The following is a 15,043-nucleotide window of genomic DNA, read 5'->3' as shown; positions in this document are numbered from 1 at the left end:
GCATTCTAAGACATGATTTAACATCATGTTTTTGATTAGGTTGAAAGGAGGTGTCATGGCCTCCTTTCATGTTTTAGTCCACTCATCAAACCTTGCTTGAATAATTTGAGATTACTCCCTATCTCGTTCCAAAATCTGTTGTATGAAATCCTCCAAAATCAAACTCACATTGCTGGTCATAGCTTGTATTGTCCAGACCACTTTTGCTCAAGACTACTTTCCTAAAAGAGGAGAGTGGGAAACCAAAGCTGCTCGATCCGTTGGTTTGATTCAAAGCAAGCTTGATGAAGCTGTCAAATTTGCGGAGGAGAATGAGTACAGCGGCTCAAAAGACCTTCGTATTGCGATCGCTCAGGGATTTCGCGCAGAGCCTTTCCATCAAATATTGGGTCCAACTAAGAAAAGAGGCGGCCCTGCAGGTATGATTATCAAGAATGGCTATGTCGTGGCTCAATGGGGAGATGTCGATCGAGTAGACATGACATTTAGTGTCACAAAGAGTTATCTGTCCACCGTTGCTGGTTTGGCCGTTGACAGAGGCCTTATTGGTGATGTCAAGGACAAAGTAGGAGACTATGTGTGGGATGGGACCTTTGGTGGGAGGCATAATTCAAAAATTGATTGGCATACTTTGCTAAATCAATCTTCGGCTTGGTCTGGGGAGCTTTTTGGCATAAAAGACTGGGCCGATAGACCTCCAAGACAAGGAGATATTGATGATTGGAAATTCAAGGCACCTGTTGAGCCAGGTACTGTAATGGAGTATAATGACGTACGTGTGAACGTATTGGCTTACTCTCTATTACATGTTTGGAGAAAACCCATGCCACAAGTATTGAAAGAACATATCATGGATCCAATCGGTGCCTCTACTACCTGGCGTTGGTTTGGTTATAATGATGCTTGGGTAACAATTGATGGCCAACAAATGAAATCTGTGACAGGAGGTGGGCACTCTGGGGCGGGTATTTTTATTAGTGCGGCTGATCATGCCAGATTTGGACTTCTCTTTCTGAATGAAGGCAATTGGAATGGCAAGCAACTTATATCAAGGGACTGGGTGAATGCTGTGCAGGTTTCCTCCGAAGCCAATGCAAGTTATGGCTATATGTGGTGGCTCAACCGCGGCCCTAGAAAATGGAGAGGTGTAGATGATGAATCAATCTATTATGCTGCCGGCTTTGGCGGGAACTTCATTGTGGTAGATAAAACCAATGATATGGTGATTGTCACGCGTTGGTTAGAACCGAATAAGATTGGAGAATTTGTAAGATTAGTTCAAGAGGCTCTTTAAGAGCCTTTTTTATTTATTCTCTAGAAATCAGTAGGTTGCGGTAAAAATATTTTTGCCTGCCAAGTATTGCGCGAATAGAATTTAGTGATACATTCGCGCACTTTTTTTAATAAGAATGGAAAAAACAACAAATGACATACACTCAACTCGGGTGTTGGGTAGTGTCAGAGCTTTCTTAAAGGATCGCTTCAATTTGAAACTTGATCAGGAACGAGAAAGCGTCACCAAAGCCGATATTGAAAAAGGGGCAGAGTTTAAGGGGGCAAACCTTTGGATTTTGATGTTTGCCATCTTAATCGCTTCGATTGGTCTTAATGTAAACTCACCGGCAATCATTATCGGTGCCATGCTTATCTCTCCTTTAATGGGACCGATCATTGGTATCGGTCTGGGAGCGGGCGTTTATGATATGCCTTTGATTAGAAAGGGTGCACGAAACCTCCTGATCGCTATGGTCATTAGTATTTTGACCTCAACGGTTTACTTCTTGATTACACCTTTGGCTGAAGCTCAGTCTGAACTGCTTTCTCGTACACAACCATCTCTGTGGGATGTATTGATTGCCTTTTGTGGCGGTATGGCGGGAATTATTGCAGGTTCACGAAAGGAGAAGTCAAATGCGATTCCAGGTGTTGCCATTGCTACGGCTTTGATGCCTCCTTTATGTACCGCAGGCTACGCCTTGGCACATGCCAATTGGGCCTTTTTCTTCGGTGCCTTGTTCTTGTTTTTCATCAACTGTGTGTTCATCAGTGTAAGTACATTTTTGGTAGTAAGAGCTCTTAAATACAGAAAGAAAAAGTTCGATAGCCCAGTCATTGAGAAAAGAGTTCGCCAGTTGGTTACTGCTTTTGTGGTGATCACGATTATCCCCAGTGTGTATCTTGCTTATAACCTTGTACGCAAGTCGATCTTTGAGCAAAAAGCCAGGACATTCATCATTCAGGAATTTGATTTCCCTGAAACTCAGGTGATCAAGTCAGAAAGTGTCTTTGATAAGAATGGTGGAAGAATGGAAGTAACGCTTTTTGGTAAAAAATTGGGTGATGATATAATCGAAAAGCTGAATGTTGATTTGGCTGACTATGGTTTGGAAAAATGCCAATTGACGGTTAGGCAGGCTTATCAAGAAGAAAACTTGGCCAGTCGTGAGGAGATGGAAAAGATGAGTCTATCGCTGAAATCAGGCCTTATAGAGGACTTGTATAAAAAGAACGAGGAGGTCTTAAATAGTAAGACAGCACAAATCGAACTACTTGAAAATCAAATCAGACAGATGCAGTCTCGACAGTATCCTGTCAATGATATTTCTGAGGAGTTAAGAATTCAATACGATGATTTAAACGAATTCAGTTTAATGGATGGCTACGTGAGAAACTTGAGTAATGATAAAATAGATACCATCTGTTTTGCCATGGTTAATTTTACCAACGACCACCCTAAATCAGATTATCAGAAGGTTTCACGCTGGTTAAAACAGCGCCTCAAGGTAGATTCGGTAAGAATCATCAATTAGGTTTTATCGCCTCTGGTGAATCTGTCTTTTGATGGGTTCTAACAGTTGCTCCAAGCCATTTAGCTTGATTTCATAGATGGTAGAGAGCAACATGCCTAGTTTTCCCTTTGGAAAACCCTTTCCGGCAAACCATTCGAGGTAAGAAATAGGGAGATCGCATAGCGTTCTCCCTTTATATTTTCCAAAAGGCATTCTCATGATGACGAGTTCCTTGAGAATATTACCATTTGCCTGTGCTTCCATCTCAGCCCAAAGATGTAAACTTCGGATGGCTATTCAAACCGTAAATGTTCTACTGGATTTTCCCGAGCTGACTGCCATGTTCTATAACCGATGGCCATAATAACGATGGCTGTGACAACTAGAATAGGTAGCACAAAATTGTTAAGTGATGTTTCAGTATGATACGCGTATACAATGTCTAGAATCATATTAATGACAAAGTAGCCCAAGGTTACGCCACCAATACTGGCAATACTGAGCATTACAATTACCTCACGATTGATCAAGTAGAGAATTTGCTTGACTGATGCCCCAAGTACTTTCCTGACACCAAACTCCTTGATTCGACTTTGAATGTTCAAGAAAACCATCGCGTAGAGACCAAGCGCTGAAATGATGAGTGTAACTACCGCAACGAATGAATTGATGCTTAACATGATGTTATTGGTCTGTCTTACCGGCTTCAACACATCTTCCTGAAGGAAACCAAGATACTGTTCTTCAGGAAATAGTTTATTCCAGCCATCCTCCAAGATCCGATTGGCCTCTAAAGGATCATTGGTGCTGAGAAGCACATTTGCATATTTATAGTTGGATTCGGGACTAAAGAATATAACCGAAGGCCTGATTTTATTATCAAGCATGATGGTCCTTAGGTTAAAATCATCCACAACACCAATTATGGTGAATCGCTGCCTGTCGTTGGTAATCTGTTGTCCAAGCACATCATTGCCAAGTTTTTCGGCAAACATCTGATTGACAATGACAAAGTTATCTTCCTCATTTTCACCAAAGAAATCACCTCGACTAAGTCTGATATCGAGGTTCTCCAGGTAACCATTTCCTACCTGTAGACTTGCCACATCATGGGACTCTCCAAGGTAATCAACCCTTATGTTTTCACTTTGAAAACCAATGGGATGGACGGTGCCTGTCACATCTTTAACAGTACTAATTCCTTCGAATTCGGACTTTAAAACCTGAAATTGATTGAAGTCATTAATCGGTACGTTGATCGATGTTTTTACGGAATAGCCTCTGTCCAAACCTTCCTGATACTGGGTGTTTTGAATAAAGAGAATGAGCGAAAACACATTGTAGACACATACCATCAGCTGAAATGTCAACAGCGATTTGGTGAATAGATTGCGTTTCGAGAATCTCACCTTGTTTTTCAATACCTGAAGTGGTGAAAACCGACTGATATAGAAAGCAGGATATATGCCGGCTAGCAAGCCAGTGATCAACCAGACGCCTAGCATAAATGCTAGAAATGGCCCCAATGAAATTCGGCTGAACTCGACTATTTCAAATTCAAACATGGAGTTGTAGGCGTCAGTCAGGAAATAGGTAATGAGTCCAGATAGCAGCACTGCAATAAGCATTTGAACCAGACTTTCGACCAAGAACTGGACTTTCAAGTCTTGTTTTCTTCCTCCAAGCACTTTGCGCATACCGATCTCTTTCAGACGCTTGCGAGAAATAGCAATACTGGTATTGATAAAGTTAAAGGAAGCCAAAAGAAGTACCGCGATGGCCGAAGACAGCGTACCTAAGACAGATGCAGGGTGGAGGTGTCCCATGAAGTTCGACTTCTCCATGCTGTTTTCAAAAGCTGGCCATTCGAGAATGGAAGAGACGGAATAACTCGCAAGTTCCTGCCCTTGATTCGACTCATTTTGCGCCTCAATGTAGCGCTTAAGGCTACTCACAACCTGATCAGTATCTATGGTGCTCCCATATAGGAAAGTACCATCAATCCATTGTGACCAATCATTTTCCTTGAATCCATTAATGTCCGTGTAGGTTTCGAATGGAATAATGATGTCATACATGAAGCTCGTGTTCTTGGGAAGGTCTACCACCACGCCTTTCACAGTAAAACCAAGTGTTCTACCATTGGACATGACCAATTTGAGTTCTTTGCCGATGGGGTCTTCCTTGCCAAAGTATTTAATCGCCACATCAGGATTTATGAACATGTCTTGTTGTCCTGAAAACTGGGCATTTGATCCAGAAATAGTTGGTATTTCGAAGAAATCGAGGAATTCAGGGTCTACAAAACCTATCGATTGCCGAAAGAATTGGTCTTCCAACTTGATCATTTTGTTTTGCCGATGGTATCGAACGGCCTTAACGTTGGCTATATCATCATTTATCGATTGAGCGAGTGGGAGCGGAGTAGTCCCTTGCATGACCGTGCCATCTGCCGTAAGTCGATTGCTGTTGACTTTGTATAAGTCTTGGGCTTTTGAAAAGAACGTATTGAAGTCCGAATTGAACTGAACATTAAAGTATGCAATGGTGCATAGCGAAAAGGCCAGTGCAATGGAGATTAAGTTGATGCCCACAAAAAGCTTGTTCTTTTTGATGGTTCTTAAGGAAGTGAGGATATAATTTGACCACATAATATTTGAGTTTGCCCAAATATGGTCTTGGCTTAGGGTCCAAACGTCTTATCCGATCAATATGGACATGTTAATTAGATTGTTTAAGGCTGTTTTTGTAAGCACCAGGTGTAATACCTTCTAATTTTTTGAATACTCCGTTAAATGATGACTTCGAGTTGAATCCGGACTCAAGGGCTACACCCAGTATGGTGAGGTGGGCATTCTTGGGCTGTTGTATGAGCTGTTTGAACTCTGATATGCGATACTCATTCACAAAGGTGAAGAAGTTAATCCCGAGCTGCTCATTAATCACTTGAGATAGGTCATGTTTACTCAATCCGAGTTTAAAAGCAAGAGACTCTAAACTCAATTGACTATCCAGATAGGGCTTGTCTGATTCCATAGCCGCCTGTACCTTCTTTAGGATTTCTGCTGACTCATCTTTCGTCAGCCTGGACCTTTCATATTTGTTTTCCGAGGTTTCTTTTTGGGCACCCTGTTGTATCCGTTCGTTGGTAAAAATGGAAGTCTGCTTGAGTCCGTAGAACCCAATGATGGCAATATTAAGTGTAATCAGACTTGCCACTGCTTTGAAAGAAGTTTCAAATTCAATCCACCGAAATGCTCCTGACCATATCAAGATAAAACTTAGCCAAAAACCGATAAAGGAAAGAATGATCCAGTTTCTCAACCAGTCCATATTTACTCCAGATAGATTAGAGAACTTATCGGTAAGGGTCTTCTTATGTCTGAAGAGTGAGTAGAGACTTAGCACCGGGTAGAGGAAGCTGAAAAAGGCCATGATCATCCCATAATTCCTCATTTGGAAGGCTTTGATGCCATACATCTGAATGAAGCCATCGTCCACGACCAAACGTTGACTATCCTCCAAATTGTAATAGAAGTAGAGCATGGACCCGGCAAGAAAGAAGAATGGAATAAAGTGAAACCAATACCTTCTTAATTTGAAAGGCCTCGAACGGACAAGTGAGCAAACATAGAAATACAGAATGGGTGCAGCAGCTGGAGGCAGCACCATGCCTACGAGCTGCAGCGCTTCATACTTTCTTGTGGTATAATTGAAATCATAGTAGAAAGAAAAAAGTAGTAATGCACTGATTATCAGCCATGCCACAAGAATGTGGTCATGGGTGGTTCGATTGTTCTTGGCAAATATCAGCAGGGACAGAAAGCCAGCTAAGAATATGCCGATGTACATCACTGCATTCATCGATTCTAAACTGCCAAATAAATCTTATGGGTCAAAACCTTTTGAGCGGTTAGTCAATATAACCCACTAACCGATCAGGCGCATCAAAGCCTCACATAGATATGTGATTTTTGAACTTTTTGAGTCAAAGAAAGACTATGGACATAGGCAATCAACAACCTTAGTTGTTATTGTTGACGTATTAACTCTGAACTCATTTTTTGATTATGCGACTTAAACTTCTCTCTCTCGCCATTTTAGCAAGCCTATCTCTCACATTGCAGGCACAAAAGCCCAAAGTAACCAAAGTGACCACCTTGGGTGATCCAATTCAGGCCGGTAGTGGCGGAATGGAAGTGGATGCCGCTGGTAATATCTACGTGAGCAATTTTGGACTGCAACTGGGCAGGGCTGGTGGCGCGGAAATCTTTAAGATGACGCCCGAAGGAGAAATAAGTCTATTCGCTGAAGGTATCAATGGAGCTTCAGGTAGTGATATTGGACCTGACGGGCTCTTTTATCAGAGTAATGTGAGCGGAAGAAAAATTAGTGTGGTTCAAAAAGACGGGAGTGTGAGCGATTTTGCCACAGAAGGCTTCTTTTCTCCTGTTGGACTTGTTAAAACCAAAGATGCCCTTTTTGTAGCCAATTGTGGCAGCGGTACCATCCAGAAGGTCGATAAAGACGGTAACTCGAAGGTTTTCGCGAAAAGTGATCTATTGAAGTGTCCTAATGGATTGGAAATGGATGATCAAGGCAATCTTTACACGGCCAATTTTTCAAGCAGTAACATTGTGAAAATCGATCCAGAAGGAAATGCTTCTGTCTTGGCCAGTTTGCCGGGTAGTAATAATGGCCACCTTGTATTTAGAAATGGGCTCTTTTATGTAGTTGCGCGGGGTGTACATCAAATATATACCATCGATTTAGCCGGTAATGTTGAACTGCTGGCGGGTTCAGGAAAGAAAGGCAATCTAGATGGAAGTGCCTCTGAGGCTACCTTCACTTTCCCGAATGATTTGGCCTTCAGCCCAGACGGTTCGAAGCTTTATGTCAATGATGTTGGGGCCGAAACACAGGATGGTAGACTTTTGGGCCCAGTCCTCATAAGGGTATTACACCTTACATACAACTAGATAGAAGGCATTGTTGGCTCGTTAGGCTTTACTATTAAAGCCTAATTGACTAATTTTCTATGCACTAAATTTTTTGATCATGCCTAAGATGAGTATTAATCGGTCCGTTATGATTAACGCACCGATAGAAAAGATTTTTTCAACATTGAATGACTTCAACCACTGGCAAGCCTGGTCGCCATGGTTAATAATGGACCCTGATACCAAGGTGGCCGTTCGCGAAGATGCGAAATATTATGAGTGGAATGGAAAGCGAACGGGCGAGGGCAACATGACCATTCTGAATGAAAAAGAGAATGAGTCTATCGATTACGATCTCATGTTTTTAAAGCCATGGAAGTCACAAGCCAAGGTGAGTTTCTACTTCAAACCGGTTGGTGATGCCGTTCAGGTGACATGGACAATGGATAGCGGTCTTCCTTTCTTTTTGTTTTGGATGAAGAAGCAAATGGAGGCGTTCGTAGGTATGGATTATGAGCGTGGTTTAAATATGCTCAAAGAATACGTTGAAAAAGGTGAAATAGACTCTAAACTTGAGTTCAAAGGCGCTTCAGACTTCCCTCATACACATTATGTAGGCATTAAGACTTTATGCAATATGGATCAAATGGGCGACCATATGACGGAGGACTTTAAAAAACTGGAGGCATATGCAAAGGACAATGAAGGAGAGCTTACAGGTCAGGCTTTTTCGATTTATCACAAATGGGATATGGTCAAAAGAGTTGCTGAATATTCAGCTTGTCTGGGTGTAAAGAGTAAACCGAATGGGTTATCTGGAGATTTTGTTGCCGGAGAAATACCTGCTACAAAAGTGAATACAGTTAGGCATATTGGTACTTATGAGCACTTGGGTAATGCCTGGAGCACGCTTTACAATATGCAACGTGGCAAAGAGTTTAAAATGGTCAAAGGAATTCACCCCTTCGAAATGTATGTCAACAATCCTCAAGAGGTGGCCCCAAAAGACTTAATTACTGATATTAATTTCGCAGTAAAGTAGTTTAGAAAAGAGCGTCCTGAATCTTACCAGCAAGTTGAAATAGCGTTAGTTCCGCCAGTTTTGCGTCATACTTAGCCTGTATCAGATTGATACGGGCATTAAGCAGGTTGCTTTGGGCAGTTCTGAAATCAATGGAGGTTACTCTACCTAACCTGAACTGCTCTTCAGTACGTTCAAAATTCAATTGATTCGTCTTCAGGTTGTTTTCTTGGGCCCGGACATTGAAAAGTCGATTTTCATAATCCGCCCATGCATTTTCAAAGTTTAGGCTGACTTGCTCTGTAGTTTGCTCCAACAATAGCTCTTGAGAACTTCGATTGACTCTTGTGTTTTTAACTGCTGTTTGTGCAGCACCGCCATCGAACAGGTTCCAAGAGAGGTTAGCGCCATAGGAGAGCCCTTTAGTAGTACTAGAGGTAAGAAATGATGCCGGGTTATTATTCCCCAAGCGGTAGTTATAAGCTCCATTGATGCTCAGGGTAGGTAAGAAGCGGGCTTTGTTGATTTGTTCATCGTATTCTGTGATCAGAATACCAGCGCGAGCCAGGGCTAATTGAACATTTCCTTTTGAAAGTGCTTCCGTTAATTCTGTCTTTTGAAGGTTACTTTGAAACAACAGGGTAGTGTCTACATCAAAGTCATCAGTGATGCCATTGGCTAAAACTAAGTTGAGATTACGTTTCGCATTGCCTAGTGTTTGAATGGCATTCAAATAGCTTATGCTGTCATTGTTAATATCAACTTCAGCATTAGAAACGTCTAACCTCGAGTTTCTACCATAATCAAAACCATAATTAGTCCGAACAAGACGATCCTTAGAAATCTCCAAAGTCTCTTTTAGGCTTTCCACTTGAAGCTGATTCCGTGCTACATCATAATATGCATTGAAAAGTGTGAAGAGCGTGGTCTCCAGAGTAGCCTTTGCATTGAGCTGGGCAATGTTCAGGTTCTCCTTGTTACGCTCCATATTATACTTTCTGTTGAAGCCATCAAAAAGGACATAGTTAAGGTTTAATCCGGCTGTGCGACTGTCTGATTTGGCACCATTGATATTAGTGTCATTTCCATCTCTGAATACCGCATTAATGTTGTCGCTATTATAGGTAATGCCTGCAGTACCACTTAATGTGGGTAGGTATCCCGAGTTCAATAGGTTCGTATTGTTTTCAGCCACCTTGATATCATTCTTCGACAGGCGAATATCGAAGTTGTTTTCCATCAACTGACGGATGGCTTCAGCTTTAGAGAGCGATTGCTGTGCAATTAAATGCACGCCTATGCCCATTAACAGGCAAAAAAGTATGGTGCGCTGCTTAGTCATGAACTTCAGTTTTTAATTCGATAATGGCTCTTTCAACTTGTTCTTTTGGTACTTTTTCCCCACTTGATAACCATTTGACGCCCACCTTTAAGTTGTTGGCTAAGGACAAATAGATGGGTAGTATCACCAGTGTCAATACCGTGGCAACGCCTATACCATAGGCAATAGAAATGGCCATTGGAATCAGGAATTGCGCCTGACGGCTTGTTTCAAATATTAGTGGAGCAAGTCCGGCTATGGTGGTTAGTGATGTTAAGAATATGGCTCTAAATCTGGACTTTGAAGCCTCATAAAGTGCTACATCGAAGGACATACCGTCTTTTAGGTAACTGTTGAATTTGCCGATAAGGACCAATCCATCATTGACCATAATCCCAATCAGAGCGATGATCCCCAACCAAGAGAGGATATTAATCGGGAAACCATGAATGTAGTGCCCCCACACCACACCGATTAAACTCAGTGGGATGAGTAACAATAGCAGTAGTGGTTGATCATAGGATCGGAAAGTAAAAGCGATCGTCATGTAAATTAGAATGACTACGATCGGCACGACCGTATTGACAGAGGCGAGTAGTTTATTCTGTTCTCGTTTCTGTCCATCAAACTGAGCCGAAACCGAGGGGTACTGAGAAAATATCGCTGGCATTACATTTTCCCGAATGTCAGCAAGTATTTCAGGAGCACTCTCTGATGGATCTGACAAGTCTGCAAGAATTTGCACCTCGCGCCTTCCGTTTACGTGGTTTATGGAGATTTCCCCTCTTTCAATACTGTAATTGGCAATTTCTGCGAAAGGTACTCTGTTGCCATCGGGAGTAGCTATTTTCATTTCATCAAGCCTAGTGAGGCTCGACCTGTTTTCTTCGTCATAGCGCACCCATACTCTGATTTCATCCTGTCCTCGCTGGAACCTTTGGGCTTGAAAACCAAAGAAGCCATTACGCACCTGGCTCATTACATCCTGAGTATTTAAACCCAGTAAATAAGCCTTTTCCTTTAACACGATATTGATCTCCTTAATACCGAGTGGGTCATTATCTGTAATGTCCTTCAGCAAGGCGTTGTTCTCCATTGCCTGCTTTAATTGGGCCTTGGCAGCTTTTAGTTCTGGAATGTTACTGCCAAGGAGGGAAATCGAAATCGGGCTTCCTCCAAAGTTTCTACCACCTCCATAGGTAAGGGCCTCAACGCCATAAACGGGTCCCATGGATTTACGAATCGCATTGCCGATGTCTGTTGATGGAAAGTCCCTCAACTCACCCGGTAGTAGGTTAATTGTTAATGCTCCATTTCCAGTACCGGGACCGAGACGTTTAATCACGTTCTGAATCACCTGACGGTTTTCAGTTTGCCTGGCCGTAAAGTCTTCATTGACTTCCCATGCTTTGGCCTCAATGACTGTCAAAATAGAGTCGGTAATACTTACGCTCGTGCCTTCAGGCATCTTCAGGGTGATGCTTACCTGATCACTGGCAATCTGTGGAAAGAAAGTCGTTCGGACCATTCCACCACCAATGGCACCGATAGTCAGTATCAGTATAGAAAAGGCCATTGCAAGGGTTAGGAACCTGTTTTTTAGGGCAAATCGCAGAAATTTAGCATAGGTACGATCGCGAAGGAAAGTGATGATGGCATCACCTACTTTGTTTACCTCACGTAGTTTGCTGAATACTTTGCTCAGTCCACCTTTTTTCTCCTCAGGGTTCTCCTTGGTCAGCGCCTTTGAGTGAGCAATGTGAGCCGGAAGAATGATAAGTGCTTCTACTAATGAAACAGACAAGGTTAGAATAACCACGACTGAAACCTCACCGAAAAACTCTCCGATTCTTCCATCAAGAAAAAGGAAAGTACTAAATGCCAAAAGTGTTGTCAGAATAGCAGAAACGATAGGAGGAACAACTTCCATAGTACCGTCAATCGCTGCTTGTACACGGTTCTTTCCTTTTTCGTAATGCTGATAGATGTTTTCGGCAATCACGATTCCATCATCTACCAGAATACCGATTACAATGATCATCCCGAATAGCGAGAGGATATTAATCGTCACTGAAAGCCCTGGCGCAAAGATGAACATCCCCAAGAAAGCCACTGGTATTCCGATGGCTACCCAAAAGGCAAGTCTCGTGTTTAGGAATAGTGATAGGAAAATGAGTACCAAAGCAACTCCCATACCCGCATTTTCGATCAATAGCCATGTTCTTTGAGATAGGCTGATTGAAGTATCATTAACAATGTCGAGACGGGCGTTTGTATACCGCTGATTGAATTCGCTGGCGTAAGTGCGTACAGCTTCTGCTGTGGAGAGCAGGTCTTCATCATTCGTATTACTGATGCTGATATTGACAGAAACTTCTCCATTAAAGAAACTGGCATTAGGACTTTCGGCAAAACGATCTCGTACTTCTGCTACGTCTCTAAGTCGAATTACATTTCCTGTTGGGTCAGCCCTTACAATCAGGAAATCGAGTTCGTTAGCGAGATAGGACCTTGTATTTGCCCGAATTAAATACTCTTCGATGTCTGTTTTGATATTTCCACCCGAAACCAGAATGTTTTCACGTGCTACTGTTTGTGCAACTTCCTGGAAGGTCAGGTTGTAAGCCAGTAAGTCCTTCTCACGCACGGCAATCTCAATTTCTTCGGCAGGATAACCACTGATGGATACTTGAGAGATTCCTTCAATTCCTCTTAAGTCATTTTCAATCTCGCGAGCGATCGCTTTGAGCGTAATCAGTGGGATGTCATCACCGCTCAACGCAAAAGAAACTGTGGGCCGAATGTTCACCGTTTTATTCACGACTAGTGGTTCCATTCCCGTAGGGTAGGAAGGTACACGATCCACGGCATTCTTCACTTCTTGGACCATCAGGTCGATATCCTGACCCTTTTCAATTTCTACCGAGATGGTACCTGAGTTTTCATTACTCACAGAAGTCACGCGATCAATGCCGACAACTCCCTTGAGGTTATCTTCGATTTTTAGGACAATCCCTTCTTCAACCTCTAGAGGAGAAGCCCCTGGATAGGTGATAGAGACATTGATGATCTTAGACTCATTCAATGGAAAGAATGAAGATTTCATCTTCAGCATTCCGAAAATCCCGAAGGCAATGATGGCAAGCATAAGAATATTCACTGCCACGGAATACTTGATAAAGTAGGAGATAACTCTTCTCATGATTTACCTTTCAATATTTCCTGAACTCTGTGCAACTTTTACCAACATGCCGCTGTAAGCTCCTGGCAATGGACGACTCACATACTGTGCTCCATCATCAAGTCCTTTGACGATGGCTGTACGATCAGTGAAGTAGACTGGGTTAACCTGCTTAATGGCTAGTTTATCATCTTCCACCACAAACAGCTCTGTTTCGTTATTGAGCAGGCTTCTTGGTATTTCTATGGCGTTCTTCTCTGACCTGGCTTCTATGTTCGCTTCCAGGTACATGCCCTCTATCAGGTCTTTTCCTTGTAAGCCAATAAATACTTTGACGGTTTGTGTACTTTGATCGAGCCTACCATTAACTCTTCTGACTATGCCTTTCCAGTTTCGTTCTCCAGATAGGTCATTCAATAAAACTGATTCGCCCACTCTAAGAATATCGATGTATTCTTCGTTGACGTCCACTTCGAGTTCAAAATCATTCATGGATACGAATTCGCCCAGCTTCTGGCCCGAACGTATCAATGTGCCAGGATTGACCAATGATTCGGTGATGACTCCATTGAATGGGGCTGTGATTTGATACTTTTTAAATCGCTCCTCAAGGTTTTTGATGTTGTAGTATGTAGTGACGATTTGTCGCCCATTGACGAAGTAGCGTTCCTTATCATTGATTGGTTCTGGTAATACCTTCAGATCGGACTTTAAGTCAAAGGTTTTCAGGTACTTTTCCCAATGATCAAATGACTCAGGGTAATCAAACTTGAGATCAGGCATCATACCCGTGATCAAGTCATATAACGTACTCCTTTGGGCCAAAAGACTGGTATAAAACTCCTGACTGTCAATGTCTAGCAAAACTTCACCCTTGCGATAGGGTTGTCCTGATTTAAAGGGTTTGCTCCCTTCCTTAAAGATGCCTTGTACTTCGGCATAGAGTTCAATCTTTCTTGATGCTACAAGATTGCCACTTGCCTTGACTACTATCGGAATGTCTCCGTTTAGTGCTGTTTCTGTAAATACAGTCTTGATTGTTTTGGGAACTTCTCTGACAGGCCTTGTATTACTATCGATGAGGGACTTGGCTACATAGCCAGCTCCAGCCAAAAAAATAAGTCCGAGGACGAATCCTAAAATCTTTCTTGTCATAGTTTAACGTTAACTGAAGTTTACAATGCAATTCCTTCACTTATTGTTCAGCGAAATATCATTTTTTATGTGAACAGCATTGATTATAGAGTTGAATGGACTTCGATGGTTTAAAAGTGACCTCAAGGACTTGATAAATGGTGAAATACTCGTAGGAAAGGTTGTTGTTCACGTATACCGTAATCATTCACGAATCACCGTGATTTTATGGATTTTTTGACCCTCTACTTCGTAGATGACCACGAGTTCCAAGATGTCATCGTTTCCCATTCTTCCAGTGATTTTCTCATGGTCTATGACCTTGTTTCCCATTACAATGCGATCGGCCAAGACAGAGTTTAGTTTAGGAGATTTTTCGAATAGGTTCTTGTAGATTGCTCTTACCGCTTTATATCCGGATGATATAGGTTCAGACTGCCCTAGGTTATATAAACTCACATCATCGGCCATAACACTCATAAATCCATCAATATCTCTTGCATTATAGGTGTCTAGTTGCTTTTGGACTATTTCTTCTGGAGACATGTGCTGAGATTTAGGAAGGATTAAGGCAGTGAGTAAGGAGAGCGTTAAAGCAATAGTTTTCATGTCTATTAAATCCATAAGCTCAACGAATTGTTTGAGCTTCGCTTCGTT

11 protein-coding genes are annotated in these 15,043 nt (G+C 42.2%); 4 read left to right on the top strand and 7 right to left on the bottom strand.

The window, feature by feature from the left end; all coding sequences use genetic code 11:
* Nucleotides 1–142 precede the first annotated feature (142 nt).
* Both BFP97_RS06220 and BFP97_RS06215 read left to right on the top strand, forming a co-directional pair.
* Nucleotides 143–1,294: a serine hydrolase domain-containing protein gene (locus BFP97_RS06220; RefSeq protein ID WP_069841581.1), complete on the top strand. Its 1,152-nt coding sequence runs from the start codon at nt 143–145 to the stop codon at nt 1,292–1,294.
* Between the two features lie 115 nt (nt 1,295–1,409).
* On the top strand, nt 1,410–2,810 hold the full coding sequence (locus BFP97_RS06215; RefSeq protein ID WP_069841580.1) for a TIGR00341 family protein: 1,401 nt from the start codon (nt 1,410–1,412) through the stop codon (nt 2,808–2,810).
* Nucleotides 2,811–2,813: 3 nt separating this feature from the next.
* On the opposite strand, the gene BFP97_RS06210 is transcribed toward BFP97_RS06215, so the two are convergent.
* From BFP97_RS06210 to BFP97_RS06200, 3 genes are all read right to left on the bottom strand, one after another.
* Nucleotides 2,814–3,053 carry a DUF3820 family protein gene (locus BFP97_RS06210; protein ID WP_069841579.1) on the bottom strand — a complete coding sequence of 80 codons (240 nt, stop codon included), beginning with the start codon at nt 3,051–3,053 and terminating at the stop codon, nt 2,814–2,816.
* Between the two features lie 29 nt (nt 3,054–3,082).
* Nucleotides 3,083–5,440 carry an ABC transporter permease gene (locus BFP97_RS06205; RefSeq protein WP_069841578.1) on the bottom strand — a complete coding sequence of 786 codons (2,358 nt, stop codon included), beginning with the start codon at nt 5,438–5,440 and terminating at the stop codon, nt 3,083–3,085.
* A gap of 70 nt (nt 5,441–5,510) precedes the next feature.
* Complete coding sequence (locus BFP97_RS06200; RefSeq protein ID WP_170827414.1) at nt 5,511–6,641, bottom strand: helix-turn-helix domain-containing protein; 1,131 nt, start codon at nt 6,639–6,641, stop codon at nt 5,511–5,513.
* 218 nt (nt 6,642–6,859) lie between these two features.
* Between BFP97_RS06200 and BFP97_RS06195 the strand changes: the two genes are divergently transcribed.
* Together BFP97_RS06195 and BFP97_RS06190 are read left to right on the top strand one after the other, a co-directional pair.
* On the top strand, nt 6,860–7,768 hold the full coding sequence (locus BFP97_RS06195; RefSeq protein WP_069841576.1) for an SMP-30/gluconolactonase/LRE family protein: 909 nt from the start codon (nt 6,860–6,862) through the stop codon (nt 7,766–7,768).
* A 79-nt stretch (nt 7,769–7,847) separates the two neighbouring features.
* A complete protein-coding gene (locus BFP97_RS06190) occupies nt 7,848–8,771 on the top strand; it encodes an SRPBCC family protein (protein ID WP_069841575.1) in 924 nt (307 codons plus the stop codon).
* Between the two features lies 1 nt (nt 8,772).
* Here BFP97_RS06190 and BFP97_RS06185 read toward each other — a convergent pair whose 3' ends face one another.
* The 4 genes from BFP97_RS06185 to BFP97_RS06170 form a co-directional block, all read right to left on the bottom strand.
* Complete coding sequence (locus tag BFP97_RS06185; protein ID WP_069841574.1) at nt 8,773–10,092, bottom strand: TolC family protein; 1,320 nt, start codon at nt 10,090–10,092, stop codon at nt 8,773–8,775.
* Nucleotides 10,085–13,273: an efflux RND transporter permease subunit gene (locus BFP97_RS06180; protein WP_069841573.1), complete on the bottom strand. Its 3,189-nt coding sequence runs from the start codon at nt 13,271–13,273 to the stop codon at nt 10,085–10,087. The genes BFP97_RS06185 and BFP97_RS06180 overlap by 8 nt, the downstream gene beginning before the upstream one ends.
* Before the next feature lie 3 nt (nt 13,274–13,276).
* Nucleotides 13,277–14,407 (bottom strand): efflux RND transporter periplasmic adaptor subunit, encoded by a 1,131-nt coding sequence (locus BFP97_RS06175; protein WP_069841572.1) that lies wholly within the window; start codon nt 14,405–14,407, stop codon nt 13,277–13,279.
* A gap of 183 nt (nt 14,408–14,590) precedes the next feature.
* The gene (locus BFP97_RS06170; protein WP_083262454.1) at nt 14,591–15,010 is read right to left on the bottom strand and encodes a nuclear transport factor 2 family protein; all 420 of its coding nucleotides are present in this window, start codon (nt 15,008–15,010) and stop codon (nt 14,591–14,593) included.
* Between the last annotated feature and the right edge of the window lie 33 nt (nt 15,011–15,043).

The organism is Roseivirga sp. 4D4 (genome assembly GCF_001747095.1).
Classification (GTDB): Bacteria; Bacteroidota; Bacteroidia; order Cytophagales; family Cyclobacteriaceae; genus Roseivirga.
The sequence above is the reverse complement of the archived record's forward strand: the minus strand, read 5'-3'. Positions and strand labels throughout refer to the sequence as shown.

Excerpts from the sequence above, each read along its gene's own strand:
- BFP97_RS06170 (WP_083262454.1), bottom strand. The coding sequence starts at position 15,010 with ATGGATTTAATAGACATGAAAACTATTGCTTTAACGCTCTCCTTACTC.
- BFP97_RS06200 (WP_170827414.1), bottom strand. The coding sequence starts at position 6,641 with ATGTACATCGGCATATTCTTAGCTGGCTTTCTGTCCCTGCTGATATTT.
- BFP97_RS06195 (WP_069841576.1), top strand. The coding sequence starts at position 6,860 with ATGCGACTTAAACTTCTCTCTCTCGCCATTTTAGCAAGCCTATCTCTC.
- BFP97_RS06190 (WP_069841575.1), top strand. The coding sequence starts at position 7,848 with ATGCCTAAGATGAGTATTAATCGGTCCGTTATGATTAACGCACCGATA.
- BFP97_RS06175 (WP_069841572.1), bottom strand. The coding sequence starts at position 14,407 with ATGACAAGAAAGATTTTAGGATTCGTCCTCGGACTTATTTTTTTGGCT.
- BFP97_RS06210 (WP_069841579.1), bottom strand. The coding sequence starts at position 3,053 with ATGGAAGCACAGGCAAATGGTAATATTCTCAAGGAACTCGTCATCATG.
- BFP97_RS06180 (WP_069841573.1), bottom strand. The coding sequence starts at position 13,273 with ATGAGAAGAGTTATCTCCTACTTTATCAAGTATTCCGTGGCAGTGAAT.
- BFP97_RS06215 (WP_069841580.1), top strand. The coding sequence starts at position 1,410 with ATGGAAAAAACAACAAATGACATACACTCAACTCGGGTGTTGGGTAGT.
- BFP97_RS06220 (WP_069841581.1), top strand. The coding sequence starts at position 143 with ATGAAATCCTCCAAAATCAAACTCACATTGCTGGTCATAGCTTGTATT.
- BFP97_RS06185 (WP_069841574.1), bottom strand. The coding sequence starts at position 10,092 with ATGACTAAGCAGCGCACCATACTTTTTTGCCTGTTAATGGGCATAGGC.
- BFP97_RS06205 (WP_069841578.1), bottom strand. The coding sequence starts at position 5,440 with ATGTGGTCAAATTATATCCTCACTTCCTTAAGAACCATCAAAAAGAAC.